The sequence below is a fragment of the Streptomyces desertarenae genome, from assembly GCF_042681365.1.
Lineage (GTDB): Bacteria > Actinomycetota > Actinomycetes > Streptomycetales > Streptomycetaceae > Streptomyces > Streptomyces desertarenae.
In genome coordinates this window covers 190653-216617 of the sequence record NZ_JBHUFU010000001.1, presented here as the reverse complement: position 1 = coordinate 216617, position 25965 = coordinate 190653, and the positions used below count along the sequence as shown (strand labels likewise).

The following is a 25965-nucleotide window of genomic DNA, read 5'->3' as shown; positions in this document are numbered from 1 at the left end:
TTGCGGTGGTCCGGTACGGCGGAGGGGGTCGGCATGGGCGACGGGACGGGCCGCGGGCGGTGGTGGCGCAGGCGCCGCGGGCGTGCGGGGGACGCCGGCGGACCCCGGCGCGCCGGAGGGGAAGGCGGGGCCGGAGGGGCCGAGGAGGTCCTCGGGGAGCTGACCCGGCTCGCCGCCGAGGCCGGCGATCCGCAGGCCATGACGTTCCACGGCATGGCACTGGCCGCCGGCGGCGACCCGGCGGGCGCCGAGCGCTGGCTCCGCGCGGCGGCCGGCGCCGGCGAGGCGGACGCCGCGGCGGGCCTGGGCCTGCTGCTGCTGGCGCGCGACCGGCCGGAGGAGGCGGAGCCGCACCTGCGGACGGCGGCGGACGCGGGCCGCACCGACGTGTTCGGCGTACTGGGCCTCCTGTACCTGCAGCGGGGCGACACCGGCGGCGCCCGCACCTGGCTGAACGCCGCCGCCGCGGCCGGGGACGGCAGGTCGGCGCGGCTGCTCGGCCTCCTGCCGGACCCCCGGGGGCAGGCGGCCGGGCCCGCCGGTCCGGACGGCCCGGACGGCCCGGACGGCCCGGACGACCTGGAGGAGCTGGAGGAGCTGCTGCGCCGTTCCGCCGGGCGCGGCGATCCGGGCGCCCTCTTCTGCCTGGGACTGCTGCTCGCCCGCCGCGGCGACCTGGCGGAGGCGGAGGACTGCTTCGCCCTCGCGGGGGAGAGCGGCGATCCGGAGGCCCTGGCGCACCGGGCCTACGCCCACGCCCGGCGCCACGGCGAGGAGAGCGCCGAGGTCCACTACCGCCGCGCCGCCGAGGCCGGGCACCCGGCCGCCCGGCACGCCGTGGGCGCCCTCCTGCACGCGCGCGGCGAGACGGCCGAGGCGGAGCGGCACTACCGGCTCGCCGCCGCCGGCGGCCACCACGACTCGCTGGTCAACCTGGGCGTGCTGCTGCGGCGGCGCGGCGACCTCGACGGGGCCGAGGACTGCTACCGGCGGGCCGTGGCCCTGGGCGACGCCGACGCCATGAACAACCTGGGCAACCTGCTGCGGGAGGACCGGGGCGACCTGGCGGGCGCCGAGGAGTGGTACCGGCGCGCGGCCGAGGCCGGCAACGCCGACGCCCAGGCCAGCTACGGGGCCGTCCACGCCGGGCGGGGCGAGTGGGGGCGGGCCGAGGAGTGGTTCCGGCGGTCGGCGGAGAACGGGTGCGCCGCCGGGATGATCAACCTCGCGCAGGCACTGGCCCGGCGGGGCCTGGGGCACGAGGCGGAACGGTGGCTGCGCGCGGCGCAGAAGGCCGGCCCGGCAGGTCCGGGGCGCACACCACCGCGGCCGGGTCGGCCCCCGTCCGGCCCCGGGCCGTCGGACGACCTGGACCGGATCGCCGACTGGCTCGGCGGCCCCGCTGCCCGGGGCGACGAGGACGCGCGGGCCGCCCTGGACATGCTGCGGCGGGCGGCGGGGGACGGCGCACAGGACACCGGGACCCCACCGGACCGCGCCTGACGCCCGCCGCCGCGGGGCGGCGAGGAGCGGCGGGCGTCAGGCGCGGTCCGGTGCGTCGCCGCGCCCCGCGCTCCCCCCGCCGCGCCCGATCTCCTTGACGAAGACGAGGTGCGGGCCGACGCCCTCGATGACGAACTCCCCGCCGTGGACCGCGAAGCCGTGGCGCTCGTAGAAGCCGCGGGCCTCGGTGCGGCCGTTGCACCACAGCAGTCCGGCGCCGCGCGCGGCCGCCTCGGCCGTGCCCGCCCGCAGCACGGCCGCCCCGAAGCCCCGGCCGCGGGCGGCCGGGGCGCTGGCCATGCCCCGGAAGCGGTACGCGGTCGCGGCCGCCCCGGGGAAGGGGTCGGGGAAGAACGTGGCGCAGCCCAGGACGGGCGCGCCCTCGCCGGCGTCCGCCTCGTAGGCGGCGACGTGGAAGGCGGCGGGGTCGGCGTCCTCGGGGAAGACCGCCGCCTCGCGCGGCAGCCCCGGGCGCAGCACCTCCCACCGCAGTCCGAGGATCTCGGAGGCGGGCACCACGGCGGTGCGGATCGCGGGTCGGCTCATGCCCGCCACGCTACGGCTCCTCCGGCGCGGGCCGCAGGCCGGGGCGGGGGGCGCGGGCGGCACGCGGGGCGGGACCCGTCAGCCGGCCGCCACGGACGCCAGGGGCACCGAGGGGTCGGCCAGCCGCTCCCGGTCCACCTCGCGCCCGGAGCGGATCAGCTCCTGGACCGGCCCGGTGACGTCCCGGACGTTCATGTTCAGCCCGGCCAGCACCCGTCCCCCGTTCAGCCAGAACGCCAGGAACTCCCGCCTGCCGGGGTCGCCGCGGACCACCACCTCGTCGTAGGAGCCGGGCGGCGCCCAGCCGGAGTACTCCATGCTCACGCCGTACTGGTCGGAGAAGAAGTACGGCACCCGGTCGTAGACGACCTCCCGGCCGAGCATGGCGCGGGCGGCCGCCGGGCCGCCGTTCAGCGCGTTGGCCCAGTGCTCGACGCGCAGCCGGGCGCCGAACAGGGGGTGGTGGACGGCGGCGACGTCGCCCGCGGCGTAGACGTACGGGTCGCCGGTGCGCAGGGAGGCGTCCACGGCGATGCCCCCGACGGGCTCCTCGGCCAGCTCCAGGCCGGCGGACCGGGCCAGGGCGACCCGGGGTGCGGCGCCCACGGCGGCGAGCACGGCGTGCGCCGGGTGCTCGTCGCCGTCGTCGGTCCGCACGGCCAGCACCTGGCTGTCCTGGCCGACGATCTCGGCGATCCCCGCGCCGAACCGGAAGCGCACCCCGTGCTCGCCGTGCAGGTCGGTGAGGACGGCGCCCAGCTCGGGGCCCAGAACGGGGTGGAGCGGGGTGGGGTGCGGCTCGATGACGGTGACCTCGGCGCCGTAGGTGCGGGCGGCCGCCGCCACCTCCAGGCCGATCCGGCCGCCGCCCGCGATCACCAGGTGCCCGTTGTCGCGGCCCAGCCCGGCCAGGGTGCCGCGCAGCCGGTCGGCGTGGGCGAGGCGGCGCAGGTGGTGGACGCCGGCCAGGCCGGTGCCGGGGACGTCCAGGCGGCGCGGTTCGGCGCCGGTGGCCAGCAGCAGGGCGTCGTAGTGGATCGGGGTGCCGTCGCCGAGCTCCACCGCCTTCGCCTCCCGGTCGAGGCGGACGGCGGGCTGGCCGAGGTGGAGCTCGACGCCGGCCGCGGTGTACCAGCCCGGGTCGTGGACGAAGACGCTGTCGCGCCCGGCGGTGCCGGAGAGGTAGCCCTTGGAGAGGGGAGGGCGCTCGTAGGGGTGGTCGCGCTCGTCGCCGATCAGGATGACCCGGCCCCGGAAGCCCTCGGCCCGGAGGGTCTCGGCCGCCTTCGCCCCGGCCAGTCCTCCGCCGACGATGACGAACGTGCGATGTGCGTCGACCACGTGGTTCCTCCTCGGTTGCGGTGCCCCCCTCTTGCCGTCGGTGTGTGTGGACGCGCCGTGCCGTGCCGGCCGCGCCGGTGGGCGGGGCGGCCGGCGGACGCCGCGGGTGTGCTCCGCGGCCCGGTCCGCGCTCCCTCCCCGTTGTCTTCCCCGCCGGCCGCCCCCGTGCACCCGGCCGGCCGCGCGGTTCCGCGGGAGCCAGGGCGCAGGAACGGGTGTGCGCGCTCCGCTGTGCGCCGCGCTCACACCGCGGCGCGCGTCCTGAGCCCCTCGTGCGCCGCGCCGCCGTGCCCCCCGGTCCCGTACGCCGTCCCGCGGAGCACCCGGCGGGCCGTCAGGGCCAGGGAGAGCTCGGCCACCTCGTGGGGGCGGGCCAGGGACCGCCCGGTGAGCTGCTCGAAGCGGCGCAGCCGGTTGAGGACGGTGTTGCGGTGGCAGAAGAGGCGGTCGCCGGCCCGCCGCGCCGACCCGTCGCACTCCAGCCACGCCGCCAGCGTGTCCAGCAGCAGGTCGCGGTCGGCGCCCTCCAGCCGCAGCACCGGCCCCAGCACCCGCTCCGCCAGCGCGGCGGCCAGGTCGGGCGAGGAGACCAGCAGGGCCGCCGGGAGGTGCTCGTGCAGCAGGGCCGGCGGTCCGCCGGCGGTGGCGGAGCGCAGCGCGGTCTCGGCCAGGCGGCGGGCGTCCCCCACGGCGGCCAGCCCCTCGACCGCGGGGCCGACGCCGGTGCGCACGCAGGGCAGGGCGGGCAGGGAGGCGGCCAGGTCCTCCAGGGAGGCCCCGTCCCTTCCGTCCCCTCCGCCTCTTGCGCCCCTTCCGCTCTCCCCGCCCCCGCCGCCGAGCAGGGCGATGCCCAGGTCGGTGTCGGGCCGGGAGTGCCACAGCACCCTCGCCCCCGCCGGGGTCCGGGAGCGGTGGGCGGCCCGGAGCGCCTCCCGGCCGGGACCGGCGACGACCACCACCGCGTACCGGCCGCGCTCGGGCAGCCCCAGCACCTCGGAGACCTCCGGCAGGTCGGCCACCCGCACGGTGCCCTCCAGCAGGGCCTCGGCCACCAGCCGCCGGCGGTTCTCGCCGCGCCAGGTGAGGCGGCGCTCGGTCCGCCGGTACGCCTCGGCCACCACCGCGCAGTGCTCGTCGACGAAGTCCCAGACCACCGCGGCCACGTGGACCAGGAGCCGGGCGCCGTCGGGGTCGTGCCGGGTGACCCGGTCCACCAGGGCCTGCCAGACCACGCCGCCGCCGAGGCGGAAGGCGCGCATCAGGGCGTCCAGCGGCAGGCCCTGCTCGGCGCGCTCGGCCCCGATCCGCCACGAGCACCGGCGGGCGGCCTCGCGCAGCTCCCCGGGGCGGAGCAGGGATCCGACGTTGTGCCGCAGCGAGCGGTGCACCTCCTGCCACAGCCCCTCGGGATCCACGGAGGCGGCGCGGTAGGCGGGCTCCTCCTCGCGCAGCAGCGCGACCACGCGGTCGGTGAGCTGGGGCAGTTCGTCCATCAGGGGGCGGGCCGCCCGGTGCAGCACGGCCACGGCCTCGGCGTTCACGGGAGCGCGTACGACGGGGTGCATCACGGTCCTCCACCTGGCGGGTGTGGGGGGCGGCTGGTGCAGCATTGTCGGCGGGTCCGCCGCGGGATATCCAGAGGCGTGCGGAGATTCCTTAGCGACCGCTCAGTCTCCCAGGTCCGCCCGGACTTCCCCGGAAGCCGGAGGGCTCTGCCGGGTGAACCGGTCCGGCCTGCGGCGACGGCCGCGCGCCGGGGCCCGGCACACCGGTCCGGGCCCCGGCGGGACCGGCGGGACCGGATCCGGTTCCGGACCGGCGTCAGCCGTCGCCCGCCGCCGCCAGGACGCGGGTGAGCTCCACCCGGGAGCGGACGCCCAGGACCGCGAAGACGTTCCGCAGGTGGTGGTCGACCGTGCGGGGACTGACCGAGAGCCGCAGCGCCACCTCCCGGTTGGTGGCGCCCTCCGCCACGCACCGGGCGATGCGCAGCTGCTGGGGCGTCAGCCCGTCCAGCGGCCGCGGCCGCTCCCGGGTCCGCCGCCCCCCTCCCCCCGCCGCCCGCGCCGCGGCGGCCCCCGCCGTCCCCGCCGCCTCGCCGGTGGCCCGCAACTCGGCGCGGGCCTGGTCGGCCCAGCTGCGGGCGCCGCACCGCTCGAAGGCCAGCAGCGCGTCGCGCAGCACCCCGCGCGCCGCGCCCGGCCGCCGCCCGCGCCGCAGCGCCTTGCCGTGCAGCAGCCGGGTGCGGCCGAGCTCGAAGTCGCTGTCGATCCGCGCGTGCTCCTCCAGCGCCCGCTCGAACAGCGCGGGCGCCCGGTCCGGGGCGGCCGTCAGGGCGCGGCAGCGGGCGAGCTGGACGGACGCCATCGGATCGGCGGTGACGGCCGTCCACTTCTCGAAGCACTCCAGCGCGGCGCGGGCCGCCGTCCGCTCCCCCGCCGCCACCGCCGCCTCGACCAGGCAGGGCGCGGCGAGCGCCTGGAGCGCGAAGTGCCCGCGCCCGGCCCCGGGCCCCTCCCCCGGCCCGGAGCCCACCAGCGGCTCCAGCCGGGCGGCCGCCTCGTGCGGGCGGCCGTACCCCATGTCGCAGCGGGCCAGCGCCCACTGGGCCAGGGTGGCGGCGACCCCCAGGCCGTGCGGGCCCGCCTCCTGGCCGGCCGCGCGGGCGTGCTCCGCGCAGGCGGCCGCGTCCCCCTCCACCGCCGCGGCCATCGCCAGCACGGCGTGGTGGTGGGCCGCGCAGTTGCGCTGGCCGGTGCGCGAAGCCAGGCGCAGCCCGGCCTCGGCGTGTGCGCGGGCGCGGCTGTGCCGCCCGGCCCGCAGCTCGCTGTAGGCCAGGTGCTCCAGCGCCAGGGGGACGAGGGCGGCCGGGCCGCGGGCCCGCGCGGCGGCCAGGGCGCGGGTGTCGAGGGCGTGGGCCGCGGCGACGTCGCCGAGGACCAGGGCGGCGACCCCGGCGCGGAGCAGCAGCCACGGCCGCCGCTCCCCGGCGGCCCGCTCCACGGCGCGGCGCAGCGCGGGGACGCCCCGGGCGAAGTCGCCGGACATCACCGCGTCCATCCCGGCGCAGTAGTCGTCCGGCAGCGGGTCGTCGCCGGGGCACCGCAGCTCGACGACGCGGGCGAGGTCGGCGCGCAGCCCGGCGATGTCGCCGACCGCCCAGGAGGCGTCGCTCGCGTGGAGCAGCGCTCGGCGGGCGGCACGGGGGTCGTGGGGGCCCAGCAGCCGGGCGGCGTGCCCGAGGACCTCGTGGGCGTCGGTGACCACGCCGTTGCGCAGCTCCAGGGCGCCGCGCACGAGTTCGGTGCGGCCGCGCACGACGTCGTGGACGGGCAGGGCGCGGGCCCGGTCCAGCAGGCTCAGGGCCCGCTGGGGGCGCCCGGCCGACCAGGCGTGCTCGGCGGCCGCGGTCAGCCGGGCGGCGCGCACCCCGCCGGCCTCCTCGGCGTCGTCGGCGCCGTCGCCCCCGCCGGTGAGCTCGGCGGCGCGCCACAGGGCGTCGGACAGCTCGGCGTGGGTCCACTCGCCGGCCGTGGGCCGCGCGCAGGCGGCGGTGGCCAGGGCGTCGGCGAGCCGGGGGTCGGGGCCGAGCGCGGGGTCGGCCGCCGCGGCGCGGTGGCGCAGGGCCAGGAGCCGGTGCGGCGCCCCCGCCGCCGGCTCCGCCCCGGTGGCGGGCGTGCCGTCCGGCCGTGCGGCGCCGGCGGTCTCCAGGGCCCGTGCCAGGAGCCGGTGCGCGGCGCGGCGCCGCTCGGGCGGTTCGCCCCAGTAGGCGGCGCGGCGCAGCAGGGAGTGGGCGAAGCGCAGGGCGTCCCCCTCGCGCCGCAGCAGTCCGCGCTCCTCGGCCGGGCCCGCGTCGTGCGGCCCGGCCCCGGCGGACGCGGCGGCGCGCAGCAGGGTGGAGCAGTCGGCCGGGCCGCCGAGTTCGTGCGCGGCGGCCGTCAGCAGGAGCAGGGTGCGGGTCGCCTCGGGCAGCCCCGCCAGGACGGCGGCGGCCGCGCGCAGCCGGGGCCCGGTGGCCGGCAGGGGGTGGGGGAGCGGTTCGGCGCCGGCGAGCTGGGCGGGGGTGAGGGAGGCGACCAGGTCGGTGAGGAGTCCGGGGTTGCCCTCGCCGGCGTGCAGCAGCTCCTCCCGTACGGCCGGGTCGGCGCCGGCGGGCAGCAGGTCGTCCAGCAGCGCGGCGGCGGCCGTGTCGTCCAGGGGTCTCAGGTCGAGCACGGGCAGGCCCGCCAGCAGCGGGTCGTCGGCGCCCTCGGGGTGGGTGCCGAGCAGCATCGCGGCGGGCAGCGGCGCGCCCGTCCGCCGGGCGGCGAAGCCCAGGGCGCGGCGGGAGGCCCCGTCCAGGAGGTGGACGTCGTCGGCGCAGACCAGCAGTGGCCCCCCGGCGGCCAGGTCGCCCAGCAGCGCCGCCAGGGCGGCCAGCACCGGGCCGTCGCCGTCGGGCGCCGGTGTGCCCAGCGCCAGGACCTCGGCCAGGGCCGCGGTCCGCCGCCCGCCGGCCCGGAGCCGGCCGGCGACCGGGTGCAGCAGGGCGTGCAGTCCGCTGTAGGGGACGGCGCTCTCGGCGGCCACCCCCCGCACCCGCAGCACGGTGCCGCTCCCGCCCCCCGCCGCGAAGACGCCGGCGGCGTGCTCCAGCAGGGCGCTGGTGCCCAGGCCCGGCTCGCCCCGCACCAGCAGCGCCCCGCCGCGTCCCGCGCGGGCGCCGCCGACCAGTTCCGCCACGGCTCTCCGCGCCCTGTCAGCACCGTGCATCCGCGCACCCCTCCTCGGAAGGGACTTCCAGGCAGCCCGGGTCCTTCCCACGACAGCACCGAACCCGCCCAGTGTCCATGACGGCGGCGGGCGCCGCGACCACGGCCCAGCGGTCGCGGCGGCCGCGTGTGCGTCCGCACAAGGCACGGCCGCGGCCGCGGCCGGCGGTCCTACCGTCGGGCCATGACACACCACTTCACCTCCTTCGACGGCATCACCATCCGCTACCACCGCTGGGATCCGGCCCCCGGCGGCGACCGCGGGCTGCCGGCCGTGGTGCTGCACCACGGGTTCATCGCCGACACCCACACCAACTGGGTCCGCACCGGCGTCGTGGAGACGCTGGTGCGGCGGGGGCGGCGGGTGGTCGGCATCGACGCGCGCGGCCACGGCCGCTCCGACAAGCCGCACGACGCCGGCCGCTACGGCGAGGAGGCCATGGCGCGCGACCTGTCGGGGCTGCTGGACGTGCTGGGCGAGGACCGGGTGCACCTGGTGGGCTACTCGATGGGGGCGGTCACCGCGCTGCTGTCCGCCGCGCGGGACGGGCGCGTGGCGCGGCTGGTCGTCGGCGGGGTGGGCGCCGGGGTCGTGGAGCTGGGCGGCGTGGACACCCGGGAGCTGCCGCCCGCGCTGGTGGCCGCGGCCCTGCTGGCGGAGGACCCGGCCGACGTGCCGCTGCGGATGGCGGGGCTGCGGATCTGGGCGGACGAGGTGGGCGGGGACCGGCTGGCGCTGGCCGCCCACAGCCGCGCCCTGCGCCGCGGCCCGATGCCGCTGTCGGAGGTCACCGTGCCGACCCTGGTGCTCGCGGGCACGGACGATCCGCTGGCCGCGCGGCCGCAGGTCCTCGCCGACGCGCTGCCCGACGCCTCGCTGCGCACGTTCTACGGGGACCACCTCACCGCCGTGCGCCACCCCTCCTTCGCCCCGGCGATAGCGGACTTCCTGGAGGCGGCGGGGTGAGCGCCCGGCCGCCGCTCCCCGGCCGGGTCACGTCCCGGGCGGTGCGGCGCCGCCGTGCTCCTCCAGCTCGCGGGCGAGGGTCCGCGCGTCGTACGGCCCGGTGTGCCGCCGCGTGCCGACGAAGAAGGTCGGCGTGCCGCGCGCGCCGCCGGCCTCGGCGCCGGCGACGTCGGCCCGCACCCGGGCCGCCGTGCGCTCGTCGTCCAGGTGGCGCAGGAAGCGCTCGACGTCGAGGCCGACGTCGACGGCGTAGCTCACCAGGTCCTCGAACTCCAGCCGGTCGTGGTGCTCGAAGAGCAGGTCGTGCATCTCCCAGAAGCGCCCCTGGGCGTCGGCGGCGACCGCCGCCCGGGCGGCGAGTTCGGCGTGCGGGTGGACGTCGGGGAGCGGCAGGTGCCGGAAGACGTACCGCAGGCGGTCGCCGAAGTGCTCCCGCAGCTCCTGCGCCACGCCCGTGGCGCGGGCGCAGAAGGGGCACTCGAAGTCGCCGTACTCCACCAGGGTCAGGGGCGCGTCGGCCAGGCCCCTGATGTGGTCCCGGGCCGGATCCACCGGGCGCGCCAGGACGCGCGGCAGGTCCGCGTCCGTCTCGCCGCGCAGGGCGGCGGCCCGGAACAGCAGCCATCCCAGGCCGGTCGCGAGCACCGCCGCCAGCAGCACCCCGACGGTGGCCCGGTCCCGCAGCTCCTCGCCGTCGAAGGCGAGCCCGGCGATCAGCAGGGAGACCGTGAACCCGATCCCGGACAGGGCGGCGCCGCCGAACACGTGCCCGGCGCCCACGCCGCGGGGCAGCCTGCCCAGCCCCAGCCGGACGCCCGCGAGGGCGCACAGCCCCACCCCCAGCGGCTTCCCCGCCACCAGGCCGGCCGCCACGGCCCAGGTGACCGGGGAGGACAGGGCGTCGGCCAGGACGCCACCCCGCAGGTCGACGCCGGCGTTGGCCAGCGCGAACAGCGGGACGACGACGTAACCGGTCCAGGGGTGGAGGACCGCCTGCAGCCGCTCGTTGACCGAGACGGCGCGGTCCAGCCCGGCGCGCGCCAGCATGCCCACGTCCACCAGCGGGGCCTGCTGGAAGGCGCGCAGGTGCAGGGCCGCCCGCTCGACCTCCTCGCGGCCGGGCGCGCGGGAGGCGATCAGGAGGCCGCCGAGCATGCCCGCGATGGAGGCGTGCAGGCCCGCCAGGACGGTGGCCAGCCACAGGGCCGCGACGGCGGCCACGTACGGCGTGGCGCGCCAGATGCCCAGGCGGCTCAGCAGCGCCGGCACCCCGCACAGGGCGAGGACCGCCAGCAGCGCCGGCAGGTCGGTCCTCCCCGAGTACACCAGGCCGATCACGCTCACGGCCACGATGTCGTCGATGACGGTGAGGGTCAGCAGGAAGACGCGCAGTTGCGTGGCGAAGCGGGGCCCCACCACGGCGAGCGCGCCCAGCATGAACGCCGTGTCGGTGCCGATGACGACGCCCCACCCCCGCCACGCCTCCCCCGCGGGTGCGACCGCCAGGTAGAGCAGCACGGGGACGGCCATGCCGCCGAGCGCGGCCGCGGCGGGGACGGCGAGGCGGCGCCGGTCGGTGAGCTCGCCGACCGACAGCTCGTGCCTGACCTCCAGGCCGACGACGAAGAAGAACAGGGCCATCAGCCCGTCGCTCACCCAGTGCGCCAGGTCCATCGACAGGGCGAGGTCCCCGAGGGAGAGCGACGCCTCCGTCGCCCAGAGGGCCTCGTACGAGCCGGACCACGGGGAGTTGGCCCACAGCAGGGCCGCCGCCACGGCGCCCAGCAGGAGGCCCGCGCTGCCTGCCTCCGTGGCCAGGAAGGACCGCACGGGGCGGGAGAGCTGGGCCAGGAGGGCGGTCCGGCCGGCCCGGGTCTGGAAGGCTCCGCGCCGCCGCGCCGCCATGTCAGTGCGCCGCCCGGGGGTCCGGGCGGGGGGCGCCGCGGGCGGTGGCGCTCACCGCTCCCCCTCGGCCCGCTGCCAGTGCGGGGGGCCGACGGGGATCCGCGGCAGGGAGGAGCGCACCCGGCCGAACCGGTCGTCCTGCGCCGTCCAGGCGGCGTGGGCGGCGTCGATCTCGGCGCGGGTGCGGCCGACGAAGTTCCACCACATCAGGATCGGCTCGGGGAACGGCTCGCCGCCGAGCAGGAGGGCGCGGGTGGGTTCGCGCACCTCCAGGCGGAGTTCGCCGCGCCCCTGGCCGAGGTAGCCGAGCCTGCCCGGGGGCAGCGGCTTTCCGTGGACGGCGACCGCCCCTTTCAGGACCACGACGGCGTGCTCGAAGTCGGGCCGCAGGGGCACGGTGGCAGAGGCGCGCAGGTCGAGGTCGACGCCGACCAGCGGGGTGTCGTGGCGGGCCGGGCCGGTGGTTCCGGTGAAGTCGCCGACCAGGACGGTCGCCGCGCCCGCGCCGCCGTCCAGGTCGGTCCGGGGCAGGTCGGCGTGGTGCTCGAAGGCGGCGGGCCCGTGCCGGGTGGCCTCCGGCATCGCGATCCACAGCTGGATGCCCTCCAGGGTGCCCCGGTAGTGCCCGGTGGCCTCCTCGGCGTGCGAGACGCCGCTTCCGGCGGTCATCAGGTTGAGCCGGCCGGGCCTGATCACCTGCTCGGAGCCGAGGCTGTCGCGGTGCAGCACCTGCCCGTCGGTGACCCAGGTGAGGGTCTGCAGGCCGATGTGCGGGTGCGGGCCGATGTCCAGGCCGCTGTCCTCGGTGACGTCGGCGGGCCCCATGTGGTCGGCGAAGCACCAGGCGCCGACCGTGCGCCGTCCGCGGCGGGGCAGCGCGCGGCGCACGCGGATCCGTCCCACCCGCGCCTCGCGGCTGTCGCTCACCTCCACGCACGGCGCCGTGGGGTGGCCGGTGTCGGCCCGGGAGGCGGGGGCGTCGACCGTGCCGACGGGGCCGCTCACCGCCGCGCTCCGCTCCGGTGCGCCTGCGGGGGCGGGGCGGTGGGGTCCGGGCAGGGGTCGGTCATCGTTCTCCTCCGTCGGGGCCGGGGCGGGCGGCGGTCAGGGGAGGTGGTACCCGGATCCGCGCTCCGTAACGGGCGGCCGCACCCGGCCGGGTGGCGCGGCCCGCGCGCGGCCCGCGGCACGCCGTGCCCCCGCCCGGCGGTCCGTGCGGAACGGAACGATCGGACCTATTGGTCTGTACCAATTTCAGACATCGGTACATCTTCCGCATTCCGCCTCATAGGGATCACCCCGCCCCAGGCCCCAGGCGCCCTCCGGGGCACCCTGACCCCCTCCCACCTGCACGGATACCGCGCCCCGGCGCGGCCCGCCCGACTCCGGCCGTGCGCCGCACCGCCGTCCGGCGGACCGGGAGCCGAACCGAAAACAGTCTTAACGGTTTCCCGGCGCCGCCCTACCGTCGTCAGCAGTGTGCCGCGGCTCCCGAACGGCCCGCCGCGGCGCCCTCCCCACCCACCCCACGCGCCCGGCCGGCCCGGCCCCCGGGCGCACCGGCGGAGCAAGGAGTCCCCACATGAGCCGGACCAGGCAGGCGAGACGGAACACCCTCGGGAAGCTGCTGGCCTCCCTCTTCACCTTCGCACTGGCACTGCCCCTCACGATTGTCATGACCTCAGCAAGTCCGGCCGGTGCCCACGGCTGGATCACTTCCCCGCCCAGCCGCCAGGACCACTGCGCCACCGGGCGGGTCACCGGCTGCGGCGGCCTGCAGTACGAGCCGCAGAGCGTCGAGGCCCCCAAGGGCTCGCGCCTGTGCAGCGGCGGCAGCGGCTGGACCGTCCTGGACGACGAGAGCAGGAACTGGCCGGTCACCCAGGTGTCCGGCACCGTCACCTTCCAGTGGCGGCTGACGGCCGCCCACCGCACCAGCACCTGGGACTACTACGTCGACGGCGTGCTGTTCAAGCAGTTCGACCAGGGCAACACCCAGCCCCCGTCGAACATCTCGCACACCCTGTCCGGCCTGCCCTCCGGCAAGCACAAGATCCTCGCGGTGTGGAACGTCGCCGACACCGTCAACGCCTTCTACAACTGCGTCGACGTGCAGGTCGGCAGCGGCGGCGGGGGCGGCGGCGAGACGCCGCAGGAGCCCCCGACCCGGCCGGCCGAGTGCTCCGCGGCCGCCTGGAACGCCTCCACCGTCTACACCGGCGGCCAGTCCGCCACCCACCGCGGCCACGCCTGGCGGGCCGCCTGGTGGACGCGCGGTGAGGAGCCGGGCGTCACCGGATCCGGGGTCTGGCGCGACCTGGGCGCCTGCTGAGCGCCCCCGGCCCGGCACGGAGGCGCCCGTGCCGGGCCGGGAAGCCCGGCGGCCGTCCCGCGCCGGCGGTCACCCCGCGCCGGTGAGGCGGGCGTGGAGGCGGCGGGCCGAGGCGTCGGTGAGGGAGGCGATCTGGTCGACGACCACCCGCAGCCGCGCCGCGTCGTCGGCGGCGTCCGCGAACAGCGCGCGGAACTGGGGGTCCAGACCCTCCGGGGCACGGGCGGTCAGCGCCCCGGCCAGTTCGGTGAGCACCGCCTGCTGCTCGCCGCGCAGGCGCTCCTGGTCGGGGCGCTGCATCACGTACCGGTCGGCGACGGCCTTGAGGACGTCGCACTCCAGCCGCGTCTCGCGCGGCACCACCAGGTCGGCGGCGTACCGGGTGAGCCGGCCCGAGCCGTACGCCGCCCGGGTGGCGGCCTCGGCCGCCAGGCAGAAGCGGCCGATGAGCTGGCTGGTGGCGTCCTTCAGGCGGGCCTGGGCGACGGCCGTCCCGTCGTAGCCGTGCGGCCACCACTCCTGCTCCAGCAGCCGGTCCAGGGCCTCGGCGAGCTCCTCCTCCCCGGTGCCGGGCGGTGCGTAGCGGCGGGCGGCGACGGCGAAGACCTCCCGGCGCTCGGGCTCGGCCAGCAGCAGGTTGGGGTCGAGGTGCCCGGCGTGGAGGCCGTCCTCGACGTCGTGGACGGAGTAGGCGACGTCGTCGGACCAGTCCATGACCTGCGCCTCGAAGCACCGCCGGTGACCGGGGGCACCGTGCCGGAACCACGCGAAGACCGGCAGGTCGTCCTCGTAGACCCCGAACTTCCGCGAGGCGGGGTCGCCCGGCCGGCCGCCGCGCGGCCAGGGGTACTTGGTGGCGGCGTCCAGCGCGGCACGGGTGAGGTTGAGGCCGACGCTGACCGGCCGGGAACCGCCGTCCCCGCCGCTCCCGCCCTCCTCGGCGAACCGTTTCGGCTCCAGCCGGGAGAGCAGCCGCAGCGACTGGGCGTTGCCCTCGAAACCGCCGCAGGGGGCCGCGATGTCGTCCAGCGCCCGCTCGCCGTTGTGGCCGAAGGGCGGGTGGCCCAGGTCGTGGGCCAGGCAGGCGGCCTCCACCAGGTCCGGGTCGCAGCCCAGGGCCGCGCCCAGCTCGCGGCCGACCTGGGCGCACTCCAGCGAGTGCGTCAGCCGGGTGCGCGGCGTGGCGTCCCACGCCTGCGCGGTGGTCCCGGGCGTGACGACCTGCGTCTTGCCCGCCAGGCGCCGCAGGGACGCGGAGTGCAGTACGCGGGCCCGGTCGCGCTGGAAAGCCGTCCGGCCGGGGCGTTTGTCGGGTTCGGGGACCCACCGTTCGAGTGCCGCCTCGTCGTAGGGCGCGGCGTCGCACAGGGTCTCGTTGCTGCCGTCCATGCCGTACACATCGCCCCATCCGCCGTCCACACACCGACGGTATCCGCACCGGGTGACAGCCGCCGGACGCCCGGGCCCCGGACCGGAAGGCGCGGGCCCGGTGTCAGGAGGCGCGGGCCAGGCGGCGGCCGCCCCGGCGGGCGGGGCGGTCCGCCGGGGCGTCCCGCCGTGCGCGGGCCTCGTCGTAGCGGTGCAGGACGAGGCGGGCCAGGGACGGGTGGGCGCCCAGCGGGCGGGCGGCCGGCAGGCCGGGCACCGCCCGCGCGCACCGGGCCGCGAAGAGACCGGGGGCGGTGAAGCACGAGGCCAGGGCGGTGCGCCCGCGTCCGGCGGCCCGCAGGGCGGCCACCGCCTCCGGGACGGTCGGTGCGGCGGCGGAGGCGTAGGCGGGGACGACCGGCACGCCGCCGAGGCGGGCGGAGAGCAGCTCGGCGGTGCGGGAGGCGTCCTGGGCCGACTCCGGGTCGCGCGAGCCCGCGGCGGCCAGCACCACACCGCCGTCCGGCCGCCCCGCCCCCGTCCAGCCGGTCTCGGCCAGCCGGCCGGCGAGGGCGTCGGCGAGCAGCGGGTGCGGACCCAGGGGGGCGGCGGTCCGCACCGACAGGTGCGCGGCGCCGGCGGCGGCCCGCGGCAGGTCGTGCTTGACGTGGTGGCCGCGGCCGAACAGCAGCGGGACGAGGACCGCGTCACCGGCCGGAAGCGCCGCCAGGGCGTCCGCCAGCAGGGGTTCGTCCAGCTCGATGTGGGCCGGCACCACCCGCAGTCCGGGGCGCAGCGACCGCACCAGCTCCAGCAGCGCGGTGACGGCGGGCAGTGCCCCGGGGTGGCGGGAGCCGTGGGCGACGGCCACCAGGGCCGGTTCCGGGCGGTGTCCGGGGCGGCCTTCGGCGGGGCGGCGGACGGGACGCGGGGAGGGAGGTGCCATGGGGCCGAGTGTGGGTACCGCCCGTTGCCGCGCCGTTGCGCCGGTGTGTCGCCGTGTTGCACGGGGACTCACCGCGCGCTCCCGCGCGGGCTGAGGCCGGCGTCCCCGCGCCGTAACCCGCGAGGGCGTGCGGCGTAACACGCGCGACGCACGCTGGGCCGCATGAGCGCGACGACTGCCCCCTCCGCCGGAACGGCCCCCGGCGGCCCCTCCGCCGCCGTGGACACCCATTGCCCGTACTGCGCCCTGCAGTGCGGGATGGGGCTGCGGCCCGTCCCCGCCTCCGCGGGCACCGGCGCGGACCCGGCGCCGGGCCTGGAGGTGGTGGAGCGCGCCGCGTTCGACGTCAACCGCGGCGCCCTGTGCGGCAAGGGCCGTACCGCCCCCGCCCTGCTCTCCTCCCGGGTGCGCCTGACCGGGCCGCTGGTCCGCCGCCGCCGGGGCGGGCCGCTGGAGCCGGCCGGCTGGGAGGAGGCGCTGGACCGCGTCGCCGGGGAGCTGGCGGGGGTGCGGGCCGCCCACGGCCCGGACGCCGTGGGGGTGTTCGGCGGCGGCGGGCTGACGAACGAGAAGGCGTACGCGCTGGGCAAGTTCGCCCGCCTGGTGCTGGGCACCTCCCAGATCGACTACAACGGCCGGTTCTGCATGGCCTCGGCCGCCGCCGCCCACCTCCGGGCGTTCGGCCTGGACCGGGGCATGCCGTTCCCGCTGGCGGACGTGGCGCGCACCGGCTGCCTGGTCCTGGTGGGCTCCAACCTCGCCGAGACGATGCCGCCGGCCCTGCGCTACATCACCGAGCTGCGCGAGAACGGGGGGAGGCTGATCGTCGTCGACCCCCGGCGCACCCGCACCGCCGAGCAGGCCGACCTCCACCTGGCCCCGCGGCCGGGCACCGACCTGGCGCTGGCCCTGGGGATGCTGCACCTGGTGGTCGCCGAGGGCCGGGTGGACGCCGGGTTCGTGGCCGAGCGCACCAGCGGCTGGCCCGAGGCGCGGGCGGCGGCGATGGCGCACTGGCCGGAGCTGGTGGAGCGGATCACCGGGGTGCCGGTGCCGCACCTGCGCGAGGCGGTGGCGATGTTCTGCGACGCGGAGTCGTCGATGGTGCTCACCGCGCGCGGCCCCGAGCAGCACTCCAAGGGCACCGACACCGTCGGCGCCTGGATCAACCTGTGCCTGGCCACCGGCCGGGCCGGCCGTCCGCTGTCCGGCTACGGGTGCCTGACCGGCCAGGGCAACGGCCAGGGCGGGCGCGAGCACGGCCAGAAGGCCGACCAGCTCCCCGGCTACCGCAGGCTGGACGACCCGGCCGCGCGCGAGCACGTCGCGCGGGTGTGGGGCGTGGACCCCGGGATGCTCCCGAAACCGGGACGCAGCGCGTACGAGCTGCTGGACGCGCTCGGCACCGACGTGCGCGCCCTGCTGCTGACGGGCTCCAACCCGGTGGTCTCCGCGCCGCGCGCCGCCCACGTGGAGGAGCGGATCGCCTCGCTGGACTTCCTGGCCGTGTGCGACGTGGTGCTGTCGGAGACGGCCGAGCTGGCCGACGTGGTGCTGCCGGTGGCGCAGTGGGCGGAGGAGACGGGCACGATGACCAACCTGGAGGGCCGGGTGCTGCTGCGCCGCCGGGCCGCGGACCCCCCGCCCGGGGTCCGCACCGACCTGGAGGTGCTCGGTGCGCTCGCCGCCCGGCTGGGCTGGGAGAAGGGCTTCCCCGCCGACCCGGAGGAGGTCTTCGAGGAACTGCGGCGGGCCTCGGCCGGAGGCCCGGCGGACTACTCGGGGATCACCTACCGGCGCATCGCCGAGGAGGACGGCGTCTTCTGGCCGTGTCCGCAGGAGCCGGCGCAGAACGGGGTCGCCGGCCCCGCGGGCGGCCCCTCCCCCGCCCCGCACCCCGGCACCCCGCGCCTGTTCCTGGACCGTTTCGCCACCGACGACGGCCGGGCCCGCTTCGTGCCCGTCGCCCACCGGCCCCCGGCGGAGGAGCCGGACGCCGACTACCCGGTGCTGCTGACCACGGGCCGGGTGCTGGCCCACTACCAGTCGGGCGCCCAGACCCGCCGCGTGGCGGAGCTCAACGGCGCCGCACCCGGGCCGTTCGTCCAGCTCCACCCGCGGCTGGCCGAGCGGGTGGGGGTGGCCGAGGGCGAGCCCGTCGCGGTGGTCTCGCGGCGCGGGCGCGCGGTGGCGCCGGCCCGGATCACCCCGGACATCCGCCCGGACACGGTGTTCATGCCGTTCCACTGGCCGGGCGCCGGGCGCGCCAACACCCTGACCAACCCGGCTCTGGACCCCGCCTCGCGGATGCCGGAGTTCAAGGTCTGCGCCGTCCGGGTGGAGGCCGCCGGGGACGGGCCCGGCGGTGCGGGGCGGTGATCCCTCAGGCCCCGCCGTCCGGGCCGCCGGCCGTCTCCCGGGCCACCCAGGACAGGTAGTCGGCGCCGCCGCGGACGACGGGGGTGGCGATGATCTCCGGGGTGTCGTAGTCGTGCGCCGCGCGCAGGTGCGCCTCCAGGGCGTCGTAGCGCGCGGCGGTCGTCTTCAGCAGCACCTGCCACTCGGGCTCGGCCCGCACCTCCCCCTCCCAGCGGTACACCGACGTCACCGGGCCGCCGACCTGGGCGCACGCCGCCAGGCGGGCCCCGACCGCGCCGCGGGCCAGCGCCTCGGCCTTCTCCCGGCTGTCGGTGGTGGTCAGCACGGTCAGGAACCCGGCCGCCGCCCCGTCGGCCGTCCCGGTCCGCTCCGTCCCCGCCGCGTCCGCCATGCCGCCGCTCCTCCTCCGCACCGTCCTCGTCCTGCACGCCGCCCGCGGCCGCCGCGCCGCCGCGGCCGCCGCCTCCCGGCGGATCCACCCTAGCCGGGCGGCCCCGCTCACTCCTGGGAGGTATTTCACGACTCTTTTCTGCAACGTCGGTTGACCGTCCCCGCGGGGTGGGCGTTGCCTCCGGAGGGTACGGGCCGCACCCGGGCCGCTCCCCTCCCCTCCCACGGAGCCGACATGACCATCGCCCCCCGTCGTCCCCAGCACGGTCCCCCGGGCCGCCCCGGCCGCCGCCCGCGTCCCGCCCCGCTGTACGGGCCGGGCCTGGACGGGGACGCGCTGCCGGCGCTGTACGAGCGGCTGCGCGCCGAGCACGGCCCCGTCGCGCCCGTCGCCCTGGCCCCCGGCGTCCACGCCTGGCTGGTGCTGGGCTACCGGGAGCTGCTGCGGGTGGCGCGCGAGGAGCAGGACTTCAGCCACGACCCGCGCCGCTGGAACCTCCTCCACGAGGGCCGTCTGCCGCCGGACTCCCCGCTGCTGCCGTTCGTGGGCTGGCGCCCGGCGCTGATGTTCGCCGACGGCCGGCAGCACCGGCGGATGCGGGCGGCCGTCGCCGACGCGCTGGAGGGGGGCGCGCCCCGCGGGGACGACGGCGGGCGGCTGGGGCGCACGGTGCGGGAGGTGGCCGGCCGGCTGGTGGACTCCTTCGCCGCCCGGCGCGAGGCCGACCTCGTGCCGCACTACGCGCACAAGCTGTCCTCCCGCGTCCTGGCCCGGCTGCTGGGCGGGGACGACCGGGCGGGCGGGAAACTGGCGGACGCCGTCGCGGGCACGGCCGCCGCCACCGCCGACTCGGCCGACGCCAGCCGCCGCATGGGGCGGGTCCTGCTGGCGCTCATCCAGGAGAAGCGGCGGCGGCCGGGCGACGACGTCACCTCGCGGCTGCTGGCCCACCCGGCCGGGCTGAGCGACGAGGAGGTGCTGCACAACCTGGCGGTGACGGTGGTGGCGGGCACCCAGACGACGCGGAACTGGATCGCCACCACGCTGCGCGTCCTGCTCACCGACGCCGAGCTGCGCTCCTCCGTGGAGGACGGCCGGACGACCGTGGACGACGCCCTGGAGGCGGTGCTGTGGCGCTTCCCGCCCACCCAGAACTTCCCCGCCCGCTACGCCGTCCGCGACCTGCGTTTCGGCGGCCAGGACGTCCGCGCCGGCGACATGCTCGTCCTGGGCCTGGCCGCCGCCAACACCGACCCCGAGGTCCTGCCCGGCGGCGGACGCCCCGTCACCGGCAACCGCGCGCACATGGCGTTCGGTGCGGGCCCGCACGCCTGCCCGGCCCGCGAGCAGGCCCGGCTGATCACACGGACGGCCGTGACGGTGCTGCGGGAGCGGCTTCCGGACATGCGCCTCGCCGTGCCCGAGGACCGGCTGGTGTGGGCGTCCTCGCCCTGGACCAGGGGCCTGGCGGCACTGCCCGTCCGGTTCACCGCACCGCACGCCGCCCGGCGCACCGCCGCCCGTCCCGCTCCGGGGGCCGGGAGGACGGCGACGGGGAGCCGCACCGGTTTCTCGGCCGATAGTTCACAACCGCGCAACCATCCGGCCATACCGCGCAGCGCATCATCGTCCGGAACCGAGACTCAAGGATCTTCCCCTTTTTTCAAGCCAGTTGACGAGTAGGATCTCCCCGGCCCCGGGGCCGCCCGGTCGAGTGCGGTGCTGGACCGATTCTGATCGTTTCGTCTGAGAGGTCGTTGTCACCAGTGGTGAACCGGCAAGCGGGGGGACGGAAGTTCTGGTGGCCGGCCGCGGTGGTGGCCGCCGTGTGCGGCGCGGTGGCCGCGGCGGCCGCGGGACTCCTCCTCCGGACGGACCTGCCGTCGTCGGGCACGTGGTGGCTCGCCGCCGCCGCGGGCGCCGCCGCGGCGGCACTGGCCCTGTCCCTGGCCGGGATCCTCCTGCTGCGCCGGCAGCTCGCCGGCGCCCGGGAGCACGCCTCCCGCGAGCAGGCCGTGGCCGCCGCCCGGGGCGCCGAGGTGGCGCACCTGGCGTCCGTGCGGGCGCCGGCCATCGCCGAGCGGGTCCGCGAGGGGCGCGGGCTCGACGGCGTCCCCGGACCGGTCCTGCCGCCCGAGCAGACCGGTGAGGACTTCGCCCGGGCGCTGGCGTCCGTGGCGGAGGCGCTGGGCTCGGACGAGGCGGTGCGGCGGGAGCGGGCCCTGCGGGACTCGGTGCAGGCCGCCTTCGAGTCCGTCGCGCGGAACATGCACGCCATGGCGACGGTCCAGCAGCAGGTCCTGGACCACGTGGAGCGGCTCATCGACAACCCGGTGCTGATGGCCGAGGTGATGAAGGCCGACCACGCGGCGGCCCAGATGACCCGCAAGGCCCAGACGCTGCTGGTGATGTGCGGGATCTGGCCGGCCCGGCGCGAGTCCCGCCCGGTGTCGCTGTTCGACTGCGTGCGCGGCGCCCAGTCGCGGATCGTGGAGTTCGGGCGGGTGGAGGTGCACGGCGGCCAGAACCTGTACGTCGTGCCGCCCGCGGTGGAGGGCCTGATGCACGCCACCGCCGAACTCCTGGAGAACGCCACGGTGTTCTCGCCCTCGCGCACCCAGGTCGTCGTCTCCGTCCGGGAGGTGGCCGCGGGCGCGGTCGTCGAGATCGACGACGCGGGTCTGGGCATGCCCCCGGACGTGCTGGAGCAGGCCCTGGGCCGGCTCCGGCACGGCCTGGACCTGGCGGAGCTGGGCGCCGTGCCCCGGCTGGGCCTGGCCTGCGTGGGCCGCTGGTCGCAGGAGCTGGGCTTCGGGGTGGAGCTGACGACCGCCTCGGCGTACGGCGGCACCCGGGCGGTGCTGTTCGTGCCGCACCGGCTGATGACCGAGCCGACCGGGGCGGAGCCGGCGTCGGCCCCCGCCCCGGCGCCGGCGCGCGTGCGGCCGCCGGAGGTCCCGGCGGCCCCGGAGGTCCCGCCCGCCGGGCAGGCGCCCGCCGCTCCCGCCGCCCCGCGGCCGCCGGCCGCACCGCCGCCGTCCGGCGGTGCGGGCGCCGGGGCCGCCGCGGACGGCGGGACGGGGGCCGGCACGGGGGAGGGCGCCGGCACCGGCGCGGAGGCGGACGAGGAGACCCCCCGGACGCCCGCCGGCCTGCCCCGGCGGCGCAGCCGGCGCCGCTCGCCCGGCGCGCCGGGGGCGGACCGGCCCCAGCCCTGGGAGCGCCAGTACCACGCGCGCACGGGGGAGGCGGCGGGGGCGGCCGGACGTCCGGCCCCGCTTCCCACCAGGCCCTGGTCGCCGGAGGCAGCGGGCGCCTCGGTGGCCGACATCGTGTCCGGAACCCGGCGCGGGCGGGCCGAGCTGGAGAACGCCCCGCAGACCGACGAACGAGAGGAAGGCCGGTAGTGGCCGGAGCCATCACCAGACTGCCCGACGTGGGCTGGATGCTGCGTCCCCTGACGGAGATCCCGGGAGTGCGCCACGCCGTCGTGGTGTCCGTGGACGGACTCCGCCTGGGGCACGCCTCCGCCGAAGGGCTGTCGGGTCCTGTGCCGCGCCTGACCGTGGACGAGGCCGAGTCGCTCTCCGCCGCCTGCGCGGCGCTGACCATGACCGGGCGCTCCACGGTGTCGCTGCTCTTCGGCGAACAGGCCGGGGTCCGCCAGCTGATGCTGGAGTCCGAGTACGGCTTCGCGCTGTTCACCTCCGCCGGCGAGGGCGCCCACCTGGGGGTCGCCACCGACGCCGACGCGGACGTGGGGCTGATAGCCCAGCAGATGCAGCTGCTGGTCGCCAAGATCGGCGCGCATCTGAGCGCCCAGCCCCGTGACCCGGGGGACCCCTCCGCGTGAGCGGCGCCGGAGAGGGGCGCACCACGTCCTCGGTGCGCCCCTACGTGATCACGCGGGGCCGTTCCGGTTCCCCGGTGTCGCTGCCCTGGGAGACGCTCGTGGTGGCCTCCGGCGTCACGCCGCCGGCCACGCTCCAGCCGGAGTACCTGCGGATCCTGGAGTGCTGCCAGGGGCTGCTGTCGCTCGCGGAGGTCGCCGCCCACCTGGGGCAGCCGCCACCCGTGGTGCAGGTGCTGCTGGCCGACCTCGTCGAGTGGGGGCTCGTCGAGACCCGGCCGCCGGTGCCGCCGGCCGAGCGTACCGATGTTTCCCTGCTGAGAAAGGTGCTTCATGGGCTCGAGAGCCGCCTCTGACGCCTCCGCCGGCGTCGCCCCGTCCGACGGCGGTGCCTCACCGGGCGTCCCCGCCGCTTCCCCCGCTCCCGCGGGGGCCTCCCCCGCCCCCGGGGCCGGGGACGACCGCGGCGTGTACGTGCGTCCGACCGTCGCGGGTGCGGCCAAGATCCTGGTCGTCGGGCCGCTGGGGGTGGGCAAGACCACCCTGATCGGCTCGGTGTCGGAGATCCGGCCGCTGTCCACGGAAGCCGTGATGACCCAGGCCGGTGCCCGGGTCGACACGGGCGGGGAGCGGTCGAAGCGGACCACCACGGTCGCCCTGGACTTCGGGCGCATCACGCTCGACGGGGAGCTGGTGCTCTACCTGTTCGGCACCCCCGGGCAGCCGCGGTTCCTGCCCACCTGGCGGGAGCTGGCCAACGGCTGCCTGGGCGCGCTCGCCCTGGTGGACACCCGCGACCTGGAGGCGTCCTTCGACTCCCTGGGGCACCTGGAGGACCTGGACGTGCCCTTCAGCGTGGCGGTCAACTCCTTCCCGGACAGCCCCCGGTACGGCGAGGCGGAGCTGCGGGCGGCGCTGGACCTGCTGCCGCACACCCCCCTGACCGTCTGCGACGCCCGGGACCACGACTCGTCCCTGCGGGCCCTGATCGCCCTGGTCACCCACCTCATCGAAACCACCGGGGAGACCCCTTCATGACCTCCCCCTTCCACGAGCCGGCCGAGGCCGGGACCTCCTTCCGCGAGTCGTCCCTGCCCGGACACTCGCCCGCCGTCCCGCCGCCGGGCTGCCCGGCCCGCCAGGGCCCGCGTCCCGCCCCGCTGTACGGGCCGGGCCTGGACGGGGACGCGCTGCCGGCGCTGTACGAGCGGCTGCGCGCCGAGCACGGCCCCGTCGCGCCCGTCGCCCTGGCCCCCGGCGTCCACGCCTGGCTGGTGCTGGGCTACCGGGAGCTGCTGCGGGTGGCGCGCGAGGAGCAGGACTTCAGCCACGACCCGCGCCGCTGGAACCTGCTGCGCGAGGGCCGGGTCCCGGCCGACTCCCCGATCATGGCCTTCGTGGGCTGGCGCCCGGCGCTGATGTTCGCCGACGGCCGGCAGCACCGGCGGATGCGGGCGGCCGTCGCCGACGCGCTGGCCGAGGTCAACGGGCACGAGCTGCGCCGCATGGTGCGCGCCACCGCGGAGCGGCTGATCGACTCCTTCGCCGCCCGGCGCGAGGCCGACCTCGTGCCGCACTACGCGCACAAGCTGCCGATCCAGGTCATCGCCCAGCTGCTGGGCGTGGACGAGCGCACCGGCGTGCAGCTGGCCGAGGCCATCGCGGGCACGGCCGCCGCCAGCGCCGACTCGGCCGACGCCAGCCGCCGCATGGGGCAGATCCTGCTGGCGCTCATCCAGGAGAAGCGGCGGCGGCCGGGCGACGACGTCACCTCGCGGCTGCTGGCCCACCCGGCCGGGCTGAGCGACGAGGAGGTGCTGCACAACATCGTGGTGATGATCGTCGCGGGCAACCAAACGACGAAGAACTGGATCGCCACCACGCTGCGCATCCTGCTCACCGACCCCGCCCTGCGCTCGTCGCTGACCGGCGGGCACCTGACCGTGGACGACGCCCTGGACCTGGTGCTGTGGCGCTTCCCGCCCACCCAGAACTTCCCCGCCCGCTACGCCGTCCGCGACCTGCGCTTGGGCGGCCAGGACGTCCGCGCCGGCGACATGCTCGTCCTGGGCCTGGCCGCCGCCAACACCGACCCCGAGGTCCTGCCCGACGGCGGACGCCCCGTCACCGGCAACCGCGCGCACATGGCGTTCAGCGCGGGCCCGCACACCTGCCCCGCCCAGGACCCGGCCCGGCTGATCACCCGCACCGCCGTGGACACCGTCCGGCACCACCTGCCGGACATGGAGCTCGCCGTGCCCGAGGACCGGCTGGTGTGGGCGTCCTCGCCCTGGACCAAGGGCCTGGCGGCACTGCCCGTCCGGTTCACCGCACCGCACGCCGCCCGGCACACCGCCGCCGGTCCGCACACCGCCACCCCGCACACCCCAGCCGGCCAGGGAGACCGCAGATGACCGCCGCAGCCGCCCCCGAAGACCCCGCGCCGCACGTGCTGGACCCCGGCGGGGCCGATCCCCACCCGGTGAACGAGCGGCTGCGCGAGCGGGGCGCCGCGGTGCCGGTGGTGCTCCCCGGCGGGGTCGACGGGTACGTGGTGACCCGCCATGACGCGCTGAAAGGTTTCCTCAACAACCCCTCGGTGGCCAAGAACGCCTGCCACTTCGCCGCCCTCCAGCGCGGCGAGATCCCCGAGAGCTGGCCGCTGCGCACCTTCGCGACCGTCCCGGGCATGACCACCGCCGACGGGGCGGACCACCGCCGGCTGCGCTCCCTGGTCACCCGGGCCCTCACCCCCCGCCGGGTGGAGGCGCTGCGCCCCCGGGTCGAGGAGCTGGTCTCCGGGCTGCTGGACGACCTGGCCGAGGCGGCCCGCGAGGGCGGCGGCGTCGCCGACCTGCGCCGGCACGTGGCGTTCCCGCTGCCCATGAGCGTGATCTGCGAGCTGCTGGGGGTGGGGCCCGAGCACCGGCTGCGGCTCCACCGGCTGTCGAACCGGATCGTCAGCACCGAGATCTCCCCCGAGGAGACGGTGGCCGCCAACCGGGAGATGGTCGCCCTCCTGGCGCAGGTGGCGGCCGAGCGCCGCGAACGCCCCGGCGACGACCTGACCAGCGCGCTGATCGCGGCCCGCGAGGAGGACGGCGACCGGCTCAGCGAACAGGAACTGGTCGGCACCCTGCTGCTGATGATCGTCGCCGGGCACGAGACGACCCTCAACCTGATCACCAACGCGGTGCGCGCCCTGTTCGCCCACCCCGACCAGCTCGCCCTGGTCCGCTCCGGGCGCGCCGGCTGGGCGGACGTGGTGGAGGAGACCCTGCGCTACGACAGCCCGGTCAGCCACTTCCCGTTCCGCTACCCCGTCCGCGACCTGGAGGTGGAGGGCACGGTGATCCCCGCGGGGACGCCCGTGCTGGCCTCCTACTCCTCGGCCGGACGCGACCCGCGGGCGCACGGCCCGGACGCCGACCGGTTCGACGTCACCCGCCCGGCCGGGCGGCACCTGTCCTTCGGCCACGGACCGCACTACTGCCTGGGCGCCCCGCTGGCCCGCATGGAGGCCGCCATCGCCCTGGAGCGGCTCTTCGAGCGCTTCCCCGACATCGAGCCGGCCGGGCCGGACGCCGGCCTGCCCCGGCCGAGGAGCTTCGTGAGCAACAGCGTCCACGTCCTGCCCGTCCGCCCGGAGCCGGGGCTCACACCGTAGGTCCGAACGCGCTGAGGGC

General features: G+C 78.0%; 20 protein-coding genes. 11 read left to right on the top strand and 9 right to left on the bottom strand.

Going from position 1 to position 25965, the window contains the following annotated elements; all coding sequences use genetic code 11:
- The first annotated feature begins 33 nt into the window (after nucleotides 1–33).
- Nucleotides 34–1503, top strand: coding sequence for a tetratricopeptide repeat protein (locus ACFSJS_RS00870; protein WP_380895572.1), 1470 nt, complete (start codon nucleotides 34–36; stop codon nucleotides 1501–1503).
- Between the two features lie 36 nt (nucleotides 1504–1539).
- Here the strand turns inward: ACFSJS_RS00870 and ACFSJS_RS00865 are convergent, their stop codons facing one another.
- The 4 genes from ACFSJS_RS00865 to ACFSJS_RS00850 all read right to left on the bottom strand — a co-directional run bounded on the left by ACFSJS_RS00865 (nucleotide 1540) and on the right by ACFSJS_RS00850 (nucleotide 8142).
- Nucleotides 1540–2049, bottom strand: a complete 510-nt coding sequence (locus tag ACFSJS_RS00865; protein ID WP_380895569.1) for a GNAT family N-acetyltransferase — start codon at nucleotides 2047–2049, stop codon at nucleotides 1540–1542.
- A gap of 78 nt (nucleotides 2050–2127) precedes the next feature.
- The gene (locus ACFSJS_RS00860) at nucleotides 2128–3390 is read right to left on the bottom strand and encodes an NAD(P)/FAD-dependent oxidoreductase (RefSeq protein WP_380895566.1); all 1263 of its coding nucleotides are present in this window, start codon (nucleotides 3388–3390) and stop codon (nucleotides 2128–2130) included.
- A 242-nt stretch (nucleotides 3391–3632) separates the two neighbouring features.
- Nucleotides 3633–4955: a PucR family transcriptional regulator gene (locus ACFSJS_RS00855; protein WP_380895563.1), complete on the bottom strand. Its 1323-nt coding sequence runs from the start codon at nucleotides 4953–4955 to the stop codon at nucleotides 3633–3635.
- A gap of 256 nt (nucleotides 4956–5211) precedes the next feature.
- Nucleotides 5212–8142 carry a helix-turn-helix transcriptional regulator gene (locus ACFSJS_RS00850; protein ID WP_380895560.1) on the bottom strand — a complete coding sequence of 977 codons (2931 nt, stop codon included), beginning with the start codon at nucleotides 8140–8142 and terminating at the stop codon, nucleotides 5212–5214.
- A gap of 183 nt (nucleotides 8143–8325) precedes the next feature.
- On the opposite strand from ACFSJS_RS00850, the gene ACFSJS_RS00845 reads away from it, so the two are divergent.
- Nucleotides 8326–9108: an alpha/beta fold hydrolase gene (locus ACFSJS_RS00845; protein WP_380895557.1), complete on the top strand. Its 783-nt coding sequence runs from the start codon at nucleotides 8326–8328 to the stop codon at nucleotides 9106–9108.
- A gap of 27 nt (nucleotides 9109–9135) precedes the next feature.
- Here ACFSJS_RS00845 and nhaA read toward each other — a convergent pair whose 3' ends face one another.
- Together nhaA and ACFSJS_RS00835 are read right to left on the bottom strand one after the other, a co-directional pair.
- On the bottom strand, nucleotides 9136–11013 hold the full coding sequence (gene nhaA, locus ACFSJS_RS00840) for a Na+/H+ antiporter NhaA (protein WP_380895555.1): 1878 nt from the start codon (nucleotides 11011–11013) through the stop codon (nucleotides 9136–9138).
- 51 nt (nucleotides 11014–11064) lie between these two features.
- Nucleotides 11065–12018 (bottom strand): pirin family protein, encoded by a 954-nt coding sequence (locus ACFSJS_RS00835; RefSeq protein ID WP_380895552.1) that lies wholly within the window; start codon nucleotides 12016–12018, stop codon nucleotides 11065–11067.
- 577 nt (nucleotides 12019–12595) lie between these two features.
- Here ACFSJS_RS00835 and ACFSJS_RS00830 point away from each other — a divergent pair.
- Nucleotides 12596–13345, top strand: a complete 750-nt coding sequence (locus tag ACFSJS_RS00830; protein ID WP_380895550.1) for a lytic polysaccharide monooxygenase — start codon at nucleotides 12596–12598, stop codon at nucleotides 13343–13345.
- Between the two features lie 69 nt (nucleotides 13346–13414).
- Here the strand turns inward: ACFSJS_RS00830 and ACFSJS_RS00825 are convergent, their stop codons facing one another.
- Together ACFSJS_RS00825 and ACFSJS_RS00820 are read right to left on the bottom strand one after the other, a co-directional pair.
- Nucleotides 13415–14734: a deoxyguanosinetriphosphate triphosphohydrolase gene (locus tag ACFSJS_RS00825; protein ID WP_380896742.1), complete on the bottom strand. Its 1320-nt coding sequence runs from the start codon at nucleotides 14732–14734 to the stop codon at nucleotides 13415–13417.
- Nucleotides 14735–14837: 103 nt separating this feature from the next.
- Nucleotides 14838–15659, bottom strand: a complete 822-nt coding sequence (locus ACFSJS_RS00820) for a sirohydrochlorin chelatase (protein ID WP_380895547.1) — start codon at nucleotides 15657–15659, stop codon at nucleotides 14838–14840.
- A 162-nt stretch (nucleotides 15660–15821) separates the two neighbouring features.
- Here ACFSJS_RS00820 and ACFSJS_RS00815 point away from each other — a divergent pair, with 162 nt between their 5' ends.
- A complete protein-coding gene (locus ACFSJS_RS00815) occupies nucleotides 15822–18038 on the top strand; it encodes a molybdopterin oxidoreductase family protein (protein ID WP_380895546.1) in 2217 nt (738 codons plus the stop codon).
- A 4-nt stretch (nucleotides 18039–18042) separates the two neighbouring features.
- Here the strand turns inward: ACFSJS_RS00815 and cutA are convergent, their stop codons facing one another.
- Nucleotides 18043–18429, bottom strand: coding sequence for a divalent-cation tolerance protein CutA (gene cutA, locus ACFSJS_RS00810; protein ID WP_380895543.1), 387 nt, complete (start codon nucleotides 18427–18429; stop codon nucleotides 18043–18045).
- Between the two features lie 234 nt (nucleotides 18430–18663).
- On the opposite strand from cutA, the gene ACFSJS_RS00805 reads away from it, so the two are divergent.
- The 7 genes from ACFSJS_RS00805 (at nucleotide 18664) to ACFSJS_RS00775 (ending at nucleotide 25946) form a co-directional block, all read left to right on the top strand.
- Nucleotides 18664–20112, top strand: coding sequence for a cytochrome P450 family protein (locus ACFSJS_RS00805; protein WP_380895541.1), 1449 nt, complete (start codon nucleotides 18664–18666; stop codon nucleotides 20110–20112).
- Nucleotides 20113–20195: 83 nt separating this feature from the next.
- Nucleotides 20196–21836: an ATP-binding protein gene (locus ACFSJS_RS00800; protein WP_380895539.1), complete on the top strand. Its 1641-nt coding sequence runs from the start codon at nucleotides 20196–20198 to the stop codon at nucleotides 21834–21836.
- Complete coding sequence (locus ACFSJS_RS00795; protein ID WP_380895537.1) at nucleotides 21836–22282, top strand: roadblock/LC7 domain-containing protein; 447 nt, start codon at nucleotides 21836–21838, stop codon at nucleotides 22280–22282. The genes ACFSJS_RS00800 and ACFSJS_RS00795 overlap by 1 nt, the downstream gene beginning before the upstream one ends.
- Nucleotides 22279–22635, top strand: coding sequence for a DUF742 domain-containing protein (locus tag ACFSJS_RS00790; protein WP_380895535.1), 357 nt, complete (start codon nucleotides 22279–22281; stop codon nucleotides 22633–22635). Before ACFSJS_RS00795 ends, ACFSJS_RS00790 begins: the two co-directional genes overlap by 4 nt.
- A gap of 112 nt (nucleotides 22636–22747) precedes the next feature.
- Nucleotides 22748–23317: a GTP-binding protein gene (locus ACFSJS_RS00785; protein ID WP_380895533.1), complete on the top strand. Its 570-nt coding sequence runs from the start codon at nucleotides 22748–22750 to the stop codon at nucleotides 23315–23317.
- A complete protein-coding gene (locus tag ACFSJS_RS00780) occupies nucleotides 23314–24693 on the top strand; it encodes a cytochrome P450 (protein WP_380895530.1) in 1380 nt (459 codons plus the stop codon). The genes ACFSJS_RS00785 and ACFSJS_RS00780 overlap by 4 nt, the downstream gene beginning before the upstream one ends.
- Nucleotides 24690–25946, top strand: a complete 1257-nt coding sequence (locus tag ACFSJS_RS00775) for a cytochrome P450 family protein (RefSeq protein ID WP_380895527.1) — start codon at nucleotides 24690–24692, stop codon at nucleotides 25944–25946. The genes ACFSJS_RS00780 and ACFSJS_RS00775 overlap by 4 nt, the downstream gene beginning before the upstream one ends.
- Nucleotides 25947–25965: the final 19 nt, after the last annotated feature.